18 protein-coding genes are annotated in these 15,993 nt (G+C 69.0%); 3 read left to right on the top strand and 15 right to left on the bottom strand.

The genetic code is table 11. The features are described 5' to 3' along the window. Nucleotides 1-918: 918 nt before the first annotated feature. The 15 genes from VI078_04380 to nth form a co-directional block, all read right to left on the bottom strand. Nucleotides 919-2,613 carry an NAD(P)-binding protein gene (locus tag VI078_04380; protein ID HEY5998523.1) on the bottom strand — a complete coding sequence of 565 codons (1,695 nt, stop codon included), beginning with the start codon at nucleotides 2,611-2,613 and terminating at the stop codon, nucleotides 919-921. Between the two features lie 109 nt (nucleotides 2,614-2,722). Further along, a complete protein-coding gene (locus tag VI078_04375; protein ID HEY5998522.1) occupies nucleotides 2,723-2,971 on the bottom strand; it encodes a hypothetical protein in 249 nt (82 codons plus the stop codon). 18 nt (nucleotides 2,972-2,989) lie between these two features. Next, on the bottom strand, nucleotides 2,990-4,069 hold the full coding sequence (gene dsrB / locus VI078_04370) for a dissimilatory-type sulfite reductase subunit beta (protein HEY5998521.1): 1,080 nt from the start codon (nucleotides 4,067-4,069) through the stop codon (nucleotides 2,990-2,992). Between the two features lie 66 nt (nucleotides 4,070-4,135). Continuing rightward, entirely contained in the window at nucleotides 4,136-5,323 is a 1,188-nt protein-coding gene (gene dsrA, locus VI078_04365) for a dissimilatory-type sulfite reductase subunit alpha (protein HEY5998520.1), read from the bottom strand. 69 nt (nucleotides 5,324-5,392) lie between these two features. After that, entirely contained in the window at nucleotides 5,393-6,037 is a 645-nt protein-coding gene (locus VI078_04360) for a hypothetical protein (protein HEY5998519.1), read from the bottom strand. A 28-nt stretch (nucleotides 6,038-6,065) separates the two neighbouring features. After that, the gene (locus VI078_04355) at nucleotides 6,066-6,401 is read right to left on the bottom strand and encodes a TusE/DsrC/DsvC family sulfur relay protein (protein ID HEY5998518.1); all 336 of its coding nucleotides are present in this window, start codon (nucleotides 6,399-6,401) and stop codon (nucleotides 6,066-6,068) included. A gap of 88 nt (nucleotides 6,402-6,489) precedes the next feature. Next, on the bottom strand, nucleotides 6,490-7,647 hold the full coding sequence (gene nrfD / locus VI078_04350) for an NrfD/PsrC family molybdoenzyme membrane anchor subunit (protein HEY5998517.1): 1,158 nt from the start codon (nucleotides 7,645-7,647) through the stop codon (nucleotides 6,490-6,492). Between the two features lie 13 nt (nucleotides 7,648-7,660). Then, nucleotides 7,661-8,488 (bottom strand): 4Fe-4S dicluster domain-containing protein, encoded by an 828-nt coding sequence (locus VI078_04345; GenBank protein HEY5998516.1) that lies wholly within the window; start codon nucleotides 8,486-8,488, stop codon nucleotides 7,661-7,663. Continuing rightward, nucleotides 8,488-8,877: a sulfate reduction electron transfer complex DsrMKJOP subunit DsrJ gene (gene dsrJ / locus VI078_04340; GenBank protein HEY5998515.1), complete on the bottom strand. Its 390-nt coding sequence runs from the start codon at nucleotides 8,875-8,877 to the stop codon at nucleotides 8,488-8,490. The genes VI078_04345 and dsrJ overlap by 1 nt, the downstream gene beginning before the upstream one ends. Before the next feature lie 3 nt (nucleotides 8,878-8,880). Further along, a complete protein-coding gene (locus VI078_04335) occupies nucleotides 8,881-10,485 on the bottom strand; it encodes a (Fe-S)-binding protein (protein ID HEY5998514.1) in 1,605 nt (534 codons plus the stop codon). Between the two features lie 3 nt (nucleotides 10,486-10,488). Further along, entirely contained in the window at nucleotides 10,489-11,487 is a 999-nt protein-coding gene (dsrM, locus tag VI078_04330; protein ID HEY5998513.1) for a sulfate reduction electron transfer complex DsrMKJOP subunit DsrM, read from the bottom strand. 41 nt (nucleotides 11,488-11,528) lie between these two features. Then, nucleotides 11,529-12,023, bottom strand: a complete 495-nt coding sequence (locus VI078_04325) for an RsbRD N-terminal domain-containing protein (protein HEY5998512.1) — start codon at nucleotides 12,021-12,023, stop codon at nucleotides 11,529-11,531. A gap of 211 nt (nucleotides 12,024-12,234) precedes the next feature. After that, nucleotides 12,235-12,624 (bottom strand): hypothetical protein, encoded by a 390-nt coding sequence (locus tag VI078_04320; GenBank protein HEY5998511.1) that lies wholly within the window; start codon nucleotides 12,622-12,624, stop codon nucleotides 12,235-12,237. Between the two features lie 189 nt (nucleotides 12,625-12,813). Next, nucleotides 12,814-13,803: a sigma-54 dependent transcriptional regulator gene (locus VI078_04315; protein HEY5998510.1), complete on the bottom strand. Its 990-nt coding sequence runs from the start codon at nucleotides 13,801-13,803 to the stop codon at nucleotides 12,814-12,816. 112 nt (nucleotides 13,804-13,915) lie between these two features. Next, nucleotides 13,916-14,575: an endonuclease III gene (gene nth / locus VI078_04310; GenBank protein ID HEY5998509.1), complete on the bottom strand. Its 660-nt coding sequence runs from the start codon at nucleotides 14,573-14,575 to the stop codon at nucleotides 13,916-13,918. 61 nt (nucleotides 14,576-14,636) lie between these two features. Between nth and VI078_04305 the strand changes: the two genes are divergently transcribed. From VI078_04305 to VI078_04295, 3 genes are all read left to right on the top strand, one after another. Then, entirely contained in the window at nucleotides 14,637-15,347 is a 711-nt protein-coding gene (locus tag VI078_04305; GenBank protein ID HEY5998508.1) for a MotA/TolQ/ExbB proton channel family protein, read from the top strand. Between the two features lie 10 nt (nucleotides 15,348-15,357). Further along, entirely contained in the window at nucleotides 15,358-15,780 is a 423-nt protein-coding gene (locus VI078_04300) for a biopolymer transporter ExbD (GenBank protein ID HEY5998507.1), read from the top strand. Then, nucleotides 15,773-15,993 (top strand): hypothetical protein (locus VI078_04295; GenBank protein ID HEY5998506.1); only part of this gene is annotated, 221 nt, incomplete at its 3' end. The genes VI078_04300 and VI078_04295, both read left to right, overlap by 8 nt.

Genomic DNA, 15,993 nt, shown 5'->3' with positions numbered 1-15,993 from the left:
CGCCAGGTGCGCTCCCACTGCAGGCTCTGCGCCGCGGCCGTGCCGGCCGCCGCCACGAGCGCCACGAACGTCAAGACCGCCCCAACCCCTGCTCTGCACCCACGCCTCATGACGCCCCCCTCCCGCTGGCGCGTGCCGTCGGCGCGCCCGCGGCCCCGGTCACGATCGTCCTCGCATCGACGACGGCGCACCCTCGCCCCGCCAGATCCATGAACAACGGGCAGTGCTTCATTGCTCCATCTTACCGCGATTCACCTGATGCCGGCGTTCTCCGGAGCAGGCCTCTGCCGTGCCGACCCGGTGTGGCGGGTCGGGCCGGGCCCCGGCCCGGCGGGCCTGTTCACTTCCGTCGCGCCTCACGCGCCAGTGCGCGCGAGGGCGGGGCGGTGCCGTGCGGCCGCTGAGTTTCGGGCTCGACCTGGGCCTGTCCGGCCCTCCACTCGAAACCTGCAGCTCGCCCCTGCTGGGCTCAGACAACAGGTTTCGCCCCTGCGGGGACGCTCCGATCCGAACGCCCAGGTGCCCATCGGCGCAGCGCCCGACATGTTCGATGACGCGCAGTGCCGCCGCCGGGCGCTTCCATGGGGGCTGAGCCCCCTCTGGCGCGGCTTCGCCGCTGTCACCCCCTGGAGTCCCGGCAGTTTCGTCAACAGGGCCACGGCCCGGGGGCGCCTGTGACCGGTCATAATGCGCCGGCCGCCTGCTGTGGCGGCTGAGTGTGGCCGGCGCATTGACAGTCGAGCAGCCGGTGAGTGCTCTCGCGCACTGACGGACGCAGGGCGAGACGGAAGGGAACAGGCGCCGCCGGGACGTGGCCCGGCACGGGAACGCCCCTGACATCGCACCAGCCCGGGCAAGGAAACGGCGGGGAGCCGAATCCGGCCCCCCGCCGCCCCTCGACGCCCGCCCCGAAGGGCACTACTTCATGTCGATCATGCCGCAGAGGCACGCTTCCGCGCACTTCTTGCAGCCGATGCACTTGTCGTTGTTGACCTTGTAGTGCTGGCCGATCGGCAGGCTCTTGTCGAGCCGCTCGACCGCCTTGTCCTGGCAGTACATGAAGCAGTTGTCGCAGTCGCAGCAGAGGCCGCAGGAGAGACAGCGCTTGCTCTCGGTGACCGCCTCGGACTCCTCGTAGGTCGTGTCGCACTCGCGGAAGTCCACGATGCGCTCGGCCACCGGGATCTGCCGGCGCTCCTGGCGCGGCTTCTTCTCGTTGAGCTGCAGCCCGACGATCTGGTCGGCGCGGATGATCCGGCGCGGGTCCGGCTCGGGCGCCGGCAGGTTGCGGAACTTGCGGTCGATCGCCTCGGCGGCCTGGCGGCCGAGGCCGATCGCCTGCGTCGCGATGCCGAGGCCCACGGTGACGTCGCCGCCGGCGAAGACGCCGGGGACGGAGGTCTCGTGCACCTCGTTCACGTCAATCCAGCCCTTGTCGCTGCGGAACGACTCGAGGCCGGCCCACACGGGGATCTGGCTGATGCCCGCGATGACGGCGGTGCAGGGGATCTCGTACTCCGAGCCGGGCACCGGGACCGGGCGCCGCCGCCCGCTCGCGTCGGCCTCGCCGAGCTCCATGCGCTGGCACTTCAGGGCGACCGCGCGGCCGTCCTTCACGACGATCTCGAGCGGCGCCGAGAGGAACTCGTAGACAACCGTCTCGTGCTCGGCCTCGGTGATCTCGTGCTCGATCGCCGGCATCTCCTTGCGGGTGCGGCGGTAGACGAGCGTCACGTGCGCCCCGAGCCGGCGCGAGGTGCGCGCGGCGTCGATCGCGGTGTTGCCGCCGCCGATGACGATCACCTTGTCGCCGACGTCGATCTTCTCGCCGAGGCGGACCCGCTGGAGGAAGTCCACACCGGAGAAGACGTTCGCCGCGTCCTCGCCCTTGAGCCCGAGGCTCACGCCCTTCTGCGCGCCGATCCCCAGGTAGACCGCCTGGTAGTCGCGCCGCAGATCATCCAGCGCCACGTCGCGGCCGATCTTCTGGTGCAGCCGCAGCTCGACGCCCAGGTCGAGGATCGCCTGGATCTCGGCGTCGAGGATCTCGTCCGGCAGGCGGTAGCTCGGGATGCCGTAGCGCAGCATCCCGCCAGCCTTGGCGGCGCCCTCGAAGACGGTCACGGCGTAGCCGCGGCGCGCGAGCTGGTAGGCGCAGGAGAGCCCGGCGGGACCGCCGCCGACGACGGCGACCTTCTCGGGGCGCTTCTCGTCGACGAGCTTCTTCGCGCGCAGCCCGTGCTTGATCCCCCAGTCGCCGACCCAGCGCTCCATGTTGTTGATCGCGACCGGCAGGTCCAGCTGGCCGCGGTTGCAGGCCCCCTCGCAGGGGTGCGGGCAGATGCGGCCCATCGTCGCCGGGAACGGGTTGCGGTTCGTGATGATGTGCCAGCCCTGCGTGAACGAATCGGCGGCGGTGCGCCCGTACTTCTCCGCCTGGGCGATGTAGGTCAGGTAGCCGCGGATGTCCTCCGAGCTCGGGCACATGAACGTGCACGGCGGAATCTTCTCGACCCAGTACGGCCGCAGGCCGGTGTCCTCGGACTTGCCGGCCCCGCCCCCGCCGCGGGCGCCGAGCTTGGTGACCTTCTTGACGACTTTCATCTCCGCCATGCGCGCTGCTCTCCTTCCGCTCTGGTGATGCCCGCCGGCGTGCGACCGCGTCGCGCGCGCGGGGTCGCGGCCCCGCGCGCGCGACGCCGGCCGCGGCCGGCGTGCGGGACTACTTCGACGAGCCCTCCTGGTGCGGCAGCTCCACGGAGACGCCGCCGTAGTAGCCGTAGACCAGGCGCCCGTTGTCCATCAGGTCCTTGAGTGCGGCCTTGAAGTCCTCCTTCGAGAACGCGCCCTCGCCGAACTTCTTGGTCATCCCCTTCTCGAGGTCGCGGGGCTTGTAGCGGACCTTGCCGGCGTCGGCCTCGACCATCTTGAAGATGCCCTCGGCCAGGTCGGCCTGCGAAACGGTGCCCATCGTCGTCGCCTCCTTCGCCTAGAACTTGATCTGCGCGGTGGAGCGCAGCGTCTTCTGGGCGAGCTTGTAGTCGTCGATGTGGTACTTGGTGAACTCCAGCCCGGTCAGCTCGAAGAAGCGCGGCCAGCCGATCCGGTTCGCCCACTCGCCGAACCGTTCGTGCTTGACGGCGTTCTTCGCGTAGACCTCCACGAGGTGCTTCACGGCGTCGGTGACTTCCGGCCAGCGCGGCGGGTTGTTCGGCAGGTAGGGGATGGCCAGCTTCGTGAACGCGGGCATGCTGCGGGCGTTGGAGACCTTGCCGCCGACCCAGATCGCGACACCGTCGTTGATCGGGTTGGCCAGGGGCATCGCGGGACACGAGGTGTAGCAGTTGCCGCAGTACATGCAGCGGCTGTCGTCGACCGTCACCGTCTGCTTGCCGTCCTTCACCGCCGGCCGGATGGCGGCCGTCGGGCAGGCGGAGACCGTCGTCGGGATCTCGCAGAGGTCGGTCACCCGGGCGTCGTTGACCTTCGGCGGCCGCCGGTGGATGCCCAGCAGCGAGATGTCCGAGCAGTGCACGGCGCCGCACATGTTCAGGCAGCAGGCCACGGCGATGCGCAGCTTGGCCGGGAGCTTCTCGTGCTTGAAGTAGTCGATCATCTCGTCCATCACGACCTTGACCAGGCCCGAGGCGTCCGTCGCCGGCGTGTGGCAGTGGACCCAGCCCTGGGTGTGGACGATGTTCGAGATCGAGTTGTTCATGCCGCCGACCGGGATGCCGAGCTTCGCGAGGTCGGCGATCAGCGGGTCGATGTTCTTCTGCTCGGCCGTCATGAACTCGGCGTTGTTGCGGCTCGTGAAGCGCAGGTACCCCTCGCAGTACTTGTCGGCGAGGTTCGCCAGGTCGCGCACGAAGTCCGTGCTCACGAGGCGCGGGGAGGCCGCGCGGATCGTGAAGATCTTGTCGCCGCCCTCGGCGACGTGGACGATCACGCCGGGCTTGATCGACTCGTGGTACTTCCAGGTGCCGTAGTTCTTCTTGATGACCGGGTGCAGGAACTGCTCGTAGTGAGGCGGACCGATGTCGGTCTGCCGCTTTGCCGGAGCTGCCATCTCTCTCTATCCTCCTGCCGTTAGGCGATCATTGGTACGTTGCTTCGCCGGCGCGGTGCGCGCCGCCTACTCCTCCTCGAAGTACTCCTCGTAGAAGATGTAGGGGTTCTCGCGCGGGTGCAGGACCATCTGGGGGTCCGGCGCCAGCTCGATGCTCTCCATGAAGTTGCCGACGCCCACGCGCAGCATGAACTCGCCGATGCGCTCGCGGTTGTTGCCGTTCTCGCCCCAGACGTCCCAGAGCTTCTGGATCAGCTCCTTGATCTCGGAGAACGGGGCCTTCATCGGCATGAAGGGCACGACCACCGAGCCGAGCTGCGCGCCCTCGAGGATCGGCGCCTTGCCGCCGACGAGGATCGTCGCGCCGCGCACCTTGCCCGCGCGCAGGGCCTTGGGCAGGACGTTGATGCAGTGCATGCAACGGTTGCACTGCTTGTTGTTGATCTTCATCGCCTTGCCGTCCCAGCTCATGCAGGCGGTCGGGCACATCCCGACGACCTCGCCCTGGATGTCCTTGCCGGCCTTGGCGTAGGCGGCCATCTCGGCCTGGTCGACCTGGATGTCGTCCTTCCAGGTGCCCATGATCGAGAGGTCGGAGCGCGCGATCGACGCCACGCAGTCGTTCGGGCAGCCGGCGATCTTGATCTTGAACTTGTAGGGGAAGGCCGGGCGATGCAGCTCGTCCTGGTAGGTCATGGTCAGGTCCTGGCAGAGCGCCATCGTGTCGAAGCAGGCGAACTCGCAGCGGGCCATGCCGTTGCAGCACGAGGGCGTGCGCATGTCGGAGGAGGAGCCGCCGAGGTCCCAGCCGGCGGCCGAGTACTCGGTGAAGGTGTCCTCGAGCTCCTCGGAGGTCGTCCCGAGCAGCACGAAGTCGCCCGTCGAGCCGTGCAGGTTGAGCATCCCCGAGCCGTGCTTGTCCCAGATGTCGCAGAGCTGGCGCAGCGCCTTCGAGCTGTAGAACCACCCCGCCGGCTGGTTGATGCGGACGGTGTGGAACGCGGTCACCTCGGGGAACTGGTCCGCGAGCGCCGTGTAGCGGCCGATGATGCCGGCGCCGTAGCCCTGCACGCCGACGAGGCCGCCGTGCTTCCAGTAGGTCTGCTTGTCCCGGTAGGACTTCTCGAGCTGCCCGAGGAGGCCATCGGCCATCGGCTTCTTCGCCGCCGCCCGCTTCAGCTCCTTCACGAAGCTCGGCCACTCCCCCTTCTCGAGCTCGTCGAGAAGCGGCGTCTTGTACTTGAGATCCGCCATCTGTACGTCCTCCCTTTCAAATCGCCCCGCCACCCGCGGCGGGGTGTGTGTGGTCCTTTGACGCGAGCCTCACGCCCTCCGGAGCCTGGCGAGCGCCTCCGCGGCCCACTCCTGCACCTGCTTCGTCACGAGCCCGCCGTCCCGGTACAGCCGCGCCGGCCGGGCGTCGCCGGCCAGCGTCCCGATCGCGCGCCCGGTCCGGCCGCCGCCGTCCTCCCCGATCTCGCCGAGCGCCACCGCGGCCTGCGCGCGCACCGCCGGGTCGTCCCCGTGACAGCACCGCGCGACCTCGGGGACGACCTCGCGGGTCTCGGCCGGATAGGCCGGCGCCAGCCTGCCGATCGCCCACAGCGCCCCCGGGAGCAGGAACGGCTCGTCCAGGTAGCGCACGAGCGGCCGCACGCAGTGGCGCAGCAGCGGCGGCGCGCTGCGCCCGATCTCGCCGAGCGCCGGCGCCGACATCCAGCCGATGCCGCCGGACTCGTCGTTGAGCGACCAGTACAGCCGCGTCACCAGCGGCTGCACCAGCTCGGGAGCGCTCCCCGCGACGTGCCCGAGGGCGCTCACCGCGCGCCACCGGACCAGCTCGTCGGGGTCGCACAGCAGGGAGACCAGCGTCCGCGCGACGCCGCGCTCGCGCGCGGCCAGCCCGAGCACCGCGGCCGAATCGCCGCGCTCGAGAAGCACGCGCAACCGCTCGCGCAGCGCCGACACCGGGCCCCCCGCACCGCCTTCGGTCCCTTTACACGCAGCCCGCGGGCTTGGCCAGGCCGGCGATCTTGCAGGCCTGCTTCGCCGGGCCGGCCGGGAAGAGGGAGTAGAGGTACTTCGTGTTGCCCTTCTCCGGCCCCATCTTCTTGGCGATCTCCTTGGTGAGGATCCGGATCATGGGGGCGATCTTGTACTCCTGGTAGTAGGCGCGCAGGAAGTTGACGATCTCCCAGTGCTCGGGCGTCAGCTCGACCTGCTCGAGCTTGGCGATGTGCTTGGCGACGTCCTCGCTCCAGTCCTCGAGCTTCTGGATGTAGCCGTCCTCGTCGACCTCGATCTGCTTGCCGTTCACCTCGATGTGGGGCATGGCACTCCTCCTTTGGGTTGGTTGCCCACTCGCTTCTCTATGCGCACGCGGCCCGCCGTCTTCCCGGCGGCCGCGATCCGCCCGCTCCCTACGCCAGCTCCTGCTCGCGCACCGCGACCGCCACCTTGTAGAGCACGGTCACGATGAGCGCGCCGATCGCCCAGATCCCGAGCGCGATGAGCGCCTCGGGGAGCGTCGGCCAGTACTCGGTGATCTCCTCGAGCGGGTTGGGCACGAAGCCGCCGGAGATCATGCCGAGGCCCTTGTCGATCCAGGTCGCGACGAACGTCATGCCGCAGGCCCAGGCCAGCAGGGTCTCGTTGCGCCGGGTCCCCGGGTTGACCAGGAGCACGACCGCCCCGACGGCGAGCGCGACCGAGGTCCACATCCAGGGCACGAGCGCGTTGTGGCCGTGGAGCCCGAAGTAGAGGTACTGGAAGTGCAGCTTGTGGTCGGGGATGTTGCTGTAGAAGACGGTGAAGACCTCGCAGGCGAGCAGGAAGAGGTTCAGCGGCAGCGCGTAGGCCACGATTGTCCCGAGCGTCTGGATCTGCTCCTTCCCCGGGTCGAACTTCGTCAGCTTGCGCACCAGCAGCGCCAGCAGGATCAGCAGCGCCGGCCCCGCGGCGAAGGCCGAGGTCAGGAAGCGCGGCGCCATGACCGCGGTCAGCCAGAAGCCGCGCCCGGGGAGGCCGGCGTAGAGGAACGCCGTGACGGTGTGGATCGAGACCGCCCAGGGCACGGAGAGATAGATGAAGGGCTTGATCCACTTCGGCGAGGGCAGGCCCTTCTTCTCCGCCGTGAGCGTCGTCCAGCCGACGAGCAGGTTCAGGAAGAGGTAGCCGTTGAGCACGACCATGTCCCAGAAGAGGACGGAGTTCGGCGTCGGGTGCAGGATCACGTTCATCGCCCGCATCGGCTGCCCGAGGTCGGCCAGGATGAAGAGCAGGCACATCGTCACCGCGCCGATCGCGAGGAACTCCCCGAGGATCGTGATCTTGCCGAAGGCCTTGTAGTGGTGCAGGTAGTAGGGGATGACGAGCATCACGGCGGAGGCCGCGACGCCGACGAGGAACGTGAACTGGGCGATGTAGAAGCCCCAGGTGACGTCCCGGCTCATCCCGGTGATGCCGAGCCCCTCGTTGAACTGCCGGACGTAGAAGCCGACCCCGACCAGGATCACCAGCAGGAGGCCGCCGACCCAGGCCCGGTACCGCGTGCTGCCCGAAAGCGCTTTTTCCAGCATGGCCCGCTCCCCCCTAGGCGCCGATGACGTAGTAGACCTGGGGCTGCGTGCCCAGGTTGGCCTTGCGCCGGATGGTGTAGTGCTCCTTGAGGAGCGCGCGCACCCCGGAGCCCGCGTCGTGCAGGTCGCCGAAGACCAGGAGCTTCTCCTTGCAGGCCTCGACGCAGGCGGGCTGCAGGCCGCGGTCGAGGCGCTCGGAGCAGAAGGTGCACTTCTCGACGACGCCCCGCATCCGCGTCGGGTACTCCGGGTTCGGCAGCTTCGCGGGCTCCCCGGTCGCGGCGTTGCGCGGCCAGGGGTCGCGCCAGTTGAAGCTGCGCGAGCCGTAGGGGCAGCCGGCCATGCAGAAGCGGCAGCCGATGCAGCGGTGGAAGTCCATCATCACGATGCCGTCCGGCCGCTGGTAGGTCGCCTTGGTCGGGCAGACCCGCACGCACGGCGGGTTCTGGCAGTGGTTGCAGAGGACCGTGACCTGCTTGCTCTCGAGGTCCTCGCGCGCGAACTCCTGCTCGTTGCCCGGGAACGCGCTGTGGAACGACGTCTGCCAGATCCACTTCAGCTCGTGCCGCCGCGGGTCGGGCTCGTCGGCGAACGTCGGGATGTTGTGCGTGGTGTTGCAGGCGCCGATGCAGTCGCGGCAGCCGTCGGGGCAGCCCGTGCGCGCGTCGACGACCATCGCGTAGCGCCGGCCGGCGACCGGGGCGCCCGCGCCGGCGGCCAGCGCCGCGCCCGGCTTCAGCAGGTCCCAGCCGGCGGGCACCGCGGCCGCGCTGAGGGCGCCGAGGCCCGCGAGCCTGAGGAAGCCGCGGCGATCCATCCCCTTCCCCTCTCCCGTGCTCATCACGCCTGCTCCTTCGGGTCGAAATGGCAGTCCCAGCAGAAAGGTTTGACGGCGAGGTACGTGTGGCAGGTGTTGCAGAACTCCTTCTTGCCCTCGTGGCACTTGAGGCAGGTGTTCGAGAGGCTCATCTCCCGCTCGACCCCGTCCGGGTGCCGGTACATCCGCCCGCCGCCCCGCACCACGGTCTCGCGCCAGTCGTAGATGACCTGCATGTGCCCGGCGCGCATCTGCGCCTTCGGCAGCACGCAGAGCGTGGCGGTCTTCGGCAGCTTCGGTTCCGGCGGCGCCGTCTTCCCCGTCCCGAAGACCGGGTTGTACCAGAACGGCGAGGCGACGAGGGCGACGAAGATCGCCAGGCCGAGGAAGATCTTTCCCTTGTCGTAGATCATCGCCTAGTCCTCCTTCAGCGGCTCGCCGCGCAGGTTCTGCGTGCGCTCCGGTTCGCCGTCCAGGACCAGCGCGTTGCCGAGCAGTTCGTGCACGCCGCCGATCTCCGTTCCCGGGACCCAGTAGTCGACCAGCGAGGAGAGCGTGGCCTTGTCGATGGCGCAGATGCAGGCCATCAGGTTCACCCCGTGCTTGTCGACGACGTGCTTGAGCGCGTTGCCGCGCGGGAAGCCGCCGCGCATGCGCATCTCCATCAGCTCGTCGGTGTTGAGGCCCGAGCCCGAGCCGCAGCAGAAGGTCTGCTCGCGGATCGTGTTCTCCGGCATCTCGTGGAAGTTGGCGGGGTTCATCACCTTGTTGATGATGTACCGCGGCTCCTCCATCATCCCCATGCCGCGCGCGGTGTTGCAGGAGTCGTGGAAGGTGACCTTGTACTTGTCGTTGCGGCTCGGGTCGAGCGTGAGCTTGTTGTTGCGGATCAGGTCGGCGGTGAACTCGCAGATGTGCACCATCTTCGTGCTCTTGGCGTGCTCGAAGACCGTGCCGGTGACCGGGGAGCGCGGCACCTCGAGGTGGTTGGCCGGCCCGTTCATCGTGTCCATGTACTGGTGCACGACGCGCCACATGTGGCCGCACTCGCCGCCGAGGATCCACTTGACGCCGAGGCGCTTGCTCTCGGCGTACATCTTGGCGTTGAGCCGCTTCATCATCTCGTTCGAGGTGAAGAGCCCGAAGTTGCCGCCCTCCGAGTTGTAGGCCGAGAAGGTGTAGTCCAGGCCGATCTGGTGGAACAGGAGCATGTAGCCCATCAGCGTGAAGATCGCCGGCGCGGCGAAGGCGTCGGCCGACGGCGTCACGAAGAGGATCTCGGCGCCCTTGCGGTTGAAGGTCGGGTTGACGCGGATCCCGGTCGCGGTCTCGACATCGTCGACCAGCCCCTCGATGCTCCCCTTGAAGGCGTGCGGCGTGATGCCGAGGTGGTTGCCGACCCGGAAGCAGTTCGCGGCCGGCTCGAGGATCCAGTTGATGTTCACGCCGATCAGGTGCATCAGCTCGCGCCCCATCATCGTGACCTCGGCGGTGTCGATGCCGTAGGGGCAGAAGACCGAGCAGCGGCGGCACTCCGTGCACTGGTAGAAGTACTGGTACCACTCCTTGATGACCTCGGGGGTCAGCTCGCGCGCGCCGGCCAGCTTCCCGAAGATCCTGCCGGCCTGCGTGAACTCACGCCGGTAGATCGAGCGCATCAGCTCGGCGCGCAGCACCGGCATGTTCTTCGGGTCGCCGGAGCCGATGAAGAAATGGCACTTGTCGGCGCAGGCGCCGCAGCGCACGCAGATGTCCATGAAGAGGTGGAAGGAGCGGAACCGCAGCAGCCGGTCGCGGATCCCCTCGAGGATGATCTCCTTCCAGTTCGGCGGGAGCTTCCAGTCCTCGTCCTGCGGCCGCCACTCGCGCGGGAAGGGAAAGCCGAGGTACTCGACGAACTTCGGCTTCCCGGCGTAGCAGAAGGTGCCGGGCCGCAGATCGACCGGCGTGTCCATCCACTCCGTGGCCGGAGGAGCGGGCTTGATGGTGTTGACGAGTTCCTGTGGTTTCGGCGTCGCCATCGTCTACTCCTTGTATTCCTTCTCGAGGGGGAAGCCGGCCTTCGCCATCGGCACGTGGAACTCCTCCTCCCACTCCTCGTAGGTGTGGACCTTGACCGGGGGGTTCCAGGGGTTGATGTGCCGCACCTCGCGGCTCGTGTTCGCCAGGTTGCGCGTCGGGCTCAGGAACACCCCCGGGGCGTGCAGGAGCTTCGAGAAGGGGAAGTAGGCGAGCAGCGCGCAGACCAGGAGCAGGTGCGCGAAGAAGAGCGCGCCGACGCCCTGGGGCACCGCCGGAGAGAAGGTCGCCAGCCCCATCGCCAGCTGCTTGATCGCGGTGACGTCGACGCGGACGAAGTAGCGCATCAGGGCGCCCGTCGTGGCGATGGCGCCGATGAGCACGAGGGGGAAGTAGTCGGAGGCGAAGCTGATGTAGCGCACCTGCGGCTCGAGCAGGCGCCGCAGCAGCAGGAAGGCCAGCGCGGCGAGGATCACCGCGTCGGTCTGGTACACGGGGGGCAGCCCGATCTGGAAGAAGCTGTCCGCCTTGTCCATCGCGCTGATCAGGCCCGGTACCGGCTCCAGGAAGAAGCGCAGGTGGCGGATGAGGATCACGAAGAAGGCGTAGTGGAAGGCCAGCGCGCCGAGCCAGAGCCACTTGCTCGAGCCGTAGGCCGCGTTGCCGCCCACGATCTTCATCCGGGTGTTGCGGAAGAGCGAGCGGAAGCAGAAGACCTCGAGGAACATCCGCCCGAGGACCGCACCGGTCGTGTGCGGGGCCTCGAGGCTGTCGTTCTTGATCCAGGGCAACGCCCGCTGCTGGCCGCAGGTCGTGGGGATGCGAAAGGGCACTGGCGACTTCGCCCAGCGGACCACCTGGAGAACGATGCCACCGATGAACACCGCGACCGCGGCATAGGGGACCCAGATCCCGAACAAGGATTGCAGACCGCCGGAGCTCCCCCCCGCGAGCCCGATGGCCGTGAGGATCGCCACCGCTGCCAGAGCACTCACTAGCTTCATGCGCCCTCCCCCCGCTGTTGTTCCGCCGAACCCCGCCCCGTTTACGCCCCGAGACGCTCGGCCATACGCCGCGCGTCCCGAAGCTCGCGCACCCGGATCTCGAAGATCTTCTCGCGGCACTGCATGTAGACGTCGAACGCGGCCAGGGCCATGCGGTCGACGGCGTCATCGAGGGCGGCGCGCTCGGCGTCCGCGAGCGCAGCCCCGGCCAGTTCCTCCCGGAGGATGGGGCGCAGCGCGAGCGCGAAGCCGACGGCGACCGAGGGCGGGAACTCCTGGACCGCCCGGATCCTGACGATGCCGTCGGCGGCGGCGGCCATCGCGTCCGGGCCGTGCCCGCCGACGAGGGCGTCGTAGAGCCGATCGACGCCGGCGCGCAGCGTCTGTCCGACGGGGTTGCCGAAGGGATCCGCGACGCCCGTGAGGAAACGGGCGGTCTCGGCCGGATAGGTCCCGAGCAGCACCTGGAGCCACCGCTCCAGAATCTCTGCCCGCCGCTCGTTCAACGCCTCTGCCAGTCCCACTCGCTCCCCCATGTGCGCTTCATTCAGGAGAGCAAGAAACATACCAACACTCAGCGTGCGCCCCTGCGGCTTCTTTCCGCGATTTTCCAACCATTCGCACCGCTTCGTGACTGCACTCACATTCACGACCGAGGCCTTCTGACGAAATGTCAGAGCAAGATGACAGGCTGACAGTCGTACTCACGGGCGGCTTCGGGCGCCGCGGCGGCCCGCCACAGGGATGTCAGGAACGCCGGCGCCGCTTCGCAGCGACCGGGGCGGCGCTGTGGAGGACCGCGCGGATCTCGTCGCGGTTGATGGGCAGGATCAGGTAATAGTAGACGCGGTGGCGGCGGATGCGCCGCTGGAGCTCGATGGAGTCGTGCTCGGCGATGACGATGATCGGCAGCTTCGGGTCGACGCGGTTGAGGCAGGGAATGTAGTCGACCTCGCGGTCGGCGTTGCGGCTGACCATGATGACGCACGCGCCGATCGAACCCGAAAGGGCCTCACAGATCGCCGCCGGTCCGCTGTCGGTCCACTCGACCTGGTAGCCGTCATCGGAGAGGATCGTCGAGATGCCGCCTTCCTCGGGCGGCTTGCGCGAGAAGACCAGCACCTTCGGGATCGGCACGTTCCCCTCCATTGTTTACCCGCCGGAACAAAGCAATATCCGTACCAGTGCCGGGACACAATGGGGAGGCAGCGTGATTCTCATGCGAATCACGCATGTTTTGGGTCGCCGCTCGGTGCAGATGACCGCGGCACCCTTTCCGTTACAGTCAGGTTGCTGACAGGCTGTCAGCAGCCGCCTGACGAGGTGTCAGCGTCCCGGAGGCCGGCGGCGGGCGGCCGCGCCGGCGTCCTCGAGGTGATAGGCGCGCAGCTTGCGGTAGAGGTTGCGTTCACTAATCTGCAGGACCCGGGCGACTCGTGCGCGGTGCCCCTCGAAGCGCTCGAGCAGAAGGCTGATGTAGCGACGTTCGAGCTCCTCGAGGGACATCTCCTCCGAGAGATCGAGCCCGGGGCGCGGTCCCGCGCCGCGCACGGCGACGGGCAGGTCCTGCGCCTGGATCTCCGTCCCCTCCGCGATGATCAGGGCGCTCTCGACGACGTTCTGCATCTCGCGGATGTTCCCCGGCCACGGGTAGGCCTTGAGCAGCTCGAGCGCCTCGACCGAAAGCGTCTTCTCGGCGCCGGGCGGAGAGGAGCGCTTGAGGAAATGACGCGCGAGCAGCGGAATGTCGTCGCGCCGCTCGCGCAGCGGCGGCACGACCACCGGAAAGACGTTGAGGCGGTAGAACAGGTCCTCGCGGAACGTCCCCTCGCGGCTCATCTGGACGAGGTCGCGGTTGGTGGCGGCGACCAGCCGGACGTCGACCTTCACGTCCGCGGTGCTGCCGAGACGCCGGAAGGTGCCGGTCTCGAGCACGCGCAGCAGCTTCGACTGCAGCACGAGGCTGACCTCGCCGATCTCGTCGAGGAAGAGCGTGCCCGTGTCCGCGACCTCGAAGAGCCCGTGCTTGAGCGCGGTCGCGCCGGTGAACGCCCCCTTCTGGTGGCCGAAGAGCTCGTTCTGCAGGAGGTTCTCGTTGAGCATCCCGCAGTCCACGACGACGAACGGGCGCTCGTGCCGCAGGCTCTGGCGGTGGATCGAGCGCGCCACCAGTTCCTTGCCGACGCCGCTCTCACCCAGAACGAGCACGGTGTGGCCGGTCGAGGCGACCTTGGCCACCAGCTCCTTGATGCGCCGGATGCCGGCGCTCTGACCGATGATGTCCAGCGGACCCCCCTCCTTCCGCTTGTTTCTCAACCGCTGGCGGCTTCCTGGCGCCCGGGGGGGATCCCGGACGCGACCGCCATGAGCAATAGTATCGCGTCCGGCTTTCCCGGGCAAGTCGATAAAGTACTCGAGGAGAGGACGGTCAGGACGCGGGTCCCTCGATGCGCGAGGGGCAGAGCGTCGCGTCGAGGAAGCACTCGGGGCAGCGCGGCCGCGGCGCCTTGCAGATTGCGCGCCCGTGGGCGATGAACTGGTGCGAGAGGCGGACCCAGCGCTCGCGCGGGATCCGGCGCATGAGGTCCTGCTCGACTTTCGCCGGGTCCTCGGCCGTCGACCACCCGAGCCGGCGGGCGAGGCGGCCGACGTGCGTGTCGACGACCACCCCGGGGACGCCGAACGCGTTCCCGAGCACGACGTTCGCGGTCTTGCGCCCCACGCCCGGCAGGGCGGTCAGCTCCTCCATCGTGCGCGGCACCTCGCCGCCGTGGCGCGCGACGATCGCCGCCGCCGCGCCCATGATCGCCGCCGCCTTGTTCCGGAAGAAGCCCGTGGGGCGGATCGCACGACGCAGCTGCTCCGGGTCCGCCGCGGCGTAGTCGGCCGCGGTCCGGTACGCGGCGAAGAGCGCCGGCGTGACCGCGTTCACCCGCTCGTCCGTGCACTGCGCCGAGAGGATCGTGGCGACGAGCAGCTCGAGCGGCGTGGAGAAATCCAGCGAGCAGCGCGCGTCCGGGTAGTGGCGGTCGAGGAGCGCGAGGATCCGCCGCGTCCGCTCGGCCTCGTTCCTGAGGAGCTTCTTCACGCCTCCACCTCCCCTCTCCCCGCGTCCCTGCCGGCTGAGGTATACTAGCAAAGATATGGATGTGAGCTTCTGGCTGCGCCACTTCGCCGGCGCGAGCCTCCTGGCGAAGGCGATCTACCTGTCCCTGCTGGCGCTGTCGGTGGTCGCCTGGGCGATCATCATCGCCAAGGTGCGGGCGCTGCGGCGCAACGCGCGGGGGACGCGGCGGTTCCTCGAGATCTACCGGCGGATGCGCCGCGACCTCCCCGGCCTGCTGCGGCAGGTCGGCGGGGACAGGGGGTCGTTCGACTCGCCCCTCGTCGCGGTCTTCGTCCGCGGCTGCGAGGAGCTGCAGGCGGGGCTTGCGCGCGACCCGTCGGCGGGGGCGGGCGCGCCGCGGCCGCGCATCAGCCCGCTGCAGTTCTCGACCCTGGCGCGGGCGGTGGCCGCCGTCGAGGACAAGTGCTTCCTCGATCTGGAGCACTTCCTCATCATCCTCGCGACGACCGTCAGCGCCGCGCCGTTCCTCGGGCTGCTCGGCACCGTCTGGGGGATCCTCGAGGCGTTCCAGACGATGGGCGCGCGCGGCGCGACCGGCGTCACGGCCGTCGGCTCGGGCATCTCCGAGGCGCTGATCGCCACGGCCGCCGGCCTCCTCGTGGCGATTCCCGCGCTGCTCGGCTACAACTTCATCGGCGCGCGCATCCGCGAGCTCGCCGGCGAGGCCGATGCGTTCAGCGCCGACTTCCTGGCGCTCATCGAGCGCGAGTTCGTCCGCGAGGACCGCCCCTAGCGCCGGCGCCGTGGCCTTCTACCAAAGCAAGCGGCGCGCGTTCGGCTTCGAGCCGAACACGAACATGAACGTCACGGCCCTCGTCGACGTGCTGCTGGTGACGCTGATCATCTTCATGCTCGTCTCGCCGACCCTCGAGCACGGCATCGACGTGCAGCTGCCGGCCGCCCAGCCGTACAAGTTGAGCACCCCGGCCAAGCCCGTCGTGGTGAGCCTCGCCAGGAGCGGCGGCATCTTCTGGAACAGCGCGCCGGTCACGGAGGCGCAGCTGCGCGCGCACCTCGCCCAGGCCGCGGGCGCGAACCCCGAGACCCAGGTGATCGTCCGCGGCGACGCCGGGATCCCCTACAGCGAGGTCATCCGCGTGCTGGACCTCGTGCGGGGCGCGGGGCTCGTCAACATCGGGCTCGCCACGCAGAACCCCGGTGGCTGACGCGGCCGTGCACCGCGACCTCTCGTTCTCGCTCGCCGGCCACCTCGCGCTGCTCCTCGCGCTCCTCGCGGTCTCCGCCACGCGCCACCCCGTGCGGATCCCCGAGGTGGTGCGGCCGGTGCGTCTCGTCACGTCTCTCGAGCCGCCCCGTCCCGCGGGGTCGGCGCCGCGGCCGGGACGCCCGGCCGTCCAGGCGCCGCCCGCACCCGCGCC

Source organism: bacterium (genome assembly GCA_036524115.1).
Classification (GTDB): domain Bacteria; phylum JAUVQV01; class JAUVQV01; order JAUVQV01; family DATDCY01; genus DATDCY01.
This window is presented reverse-complemented; position numbering and strand designations above follow the sequence as displayed.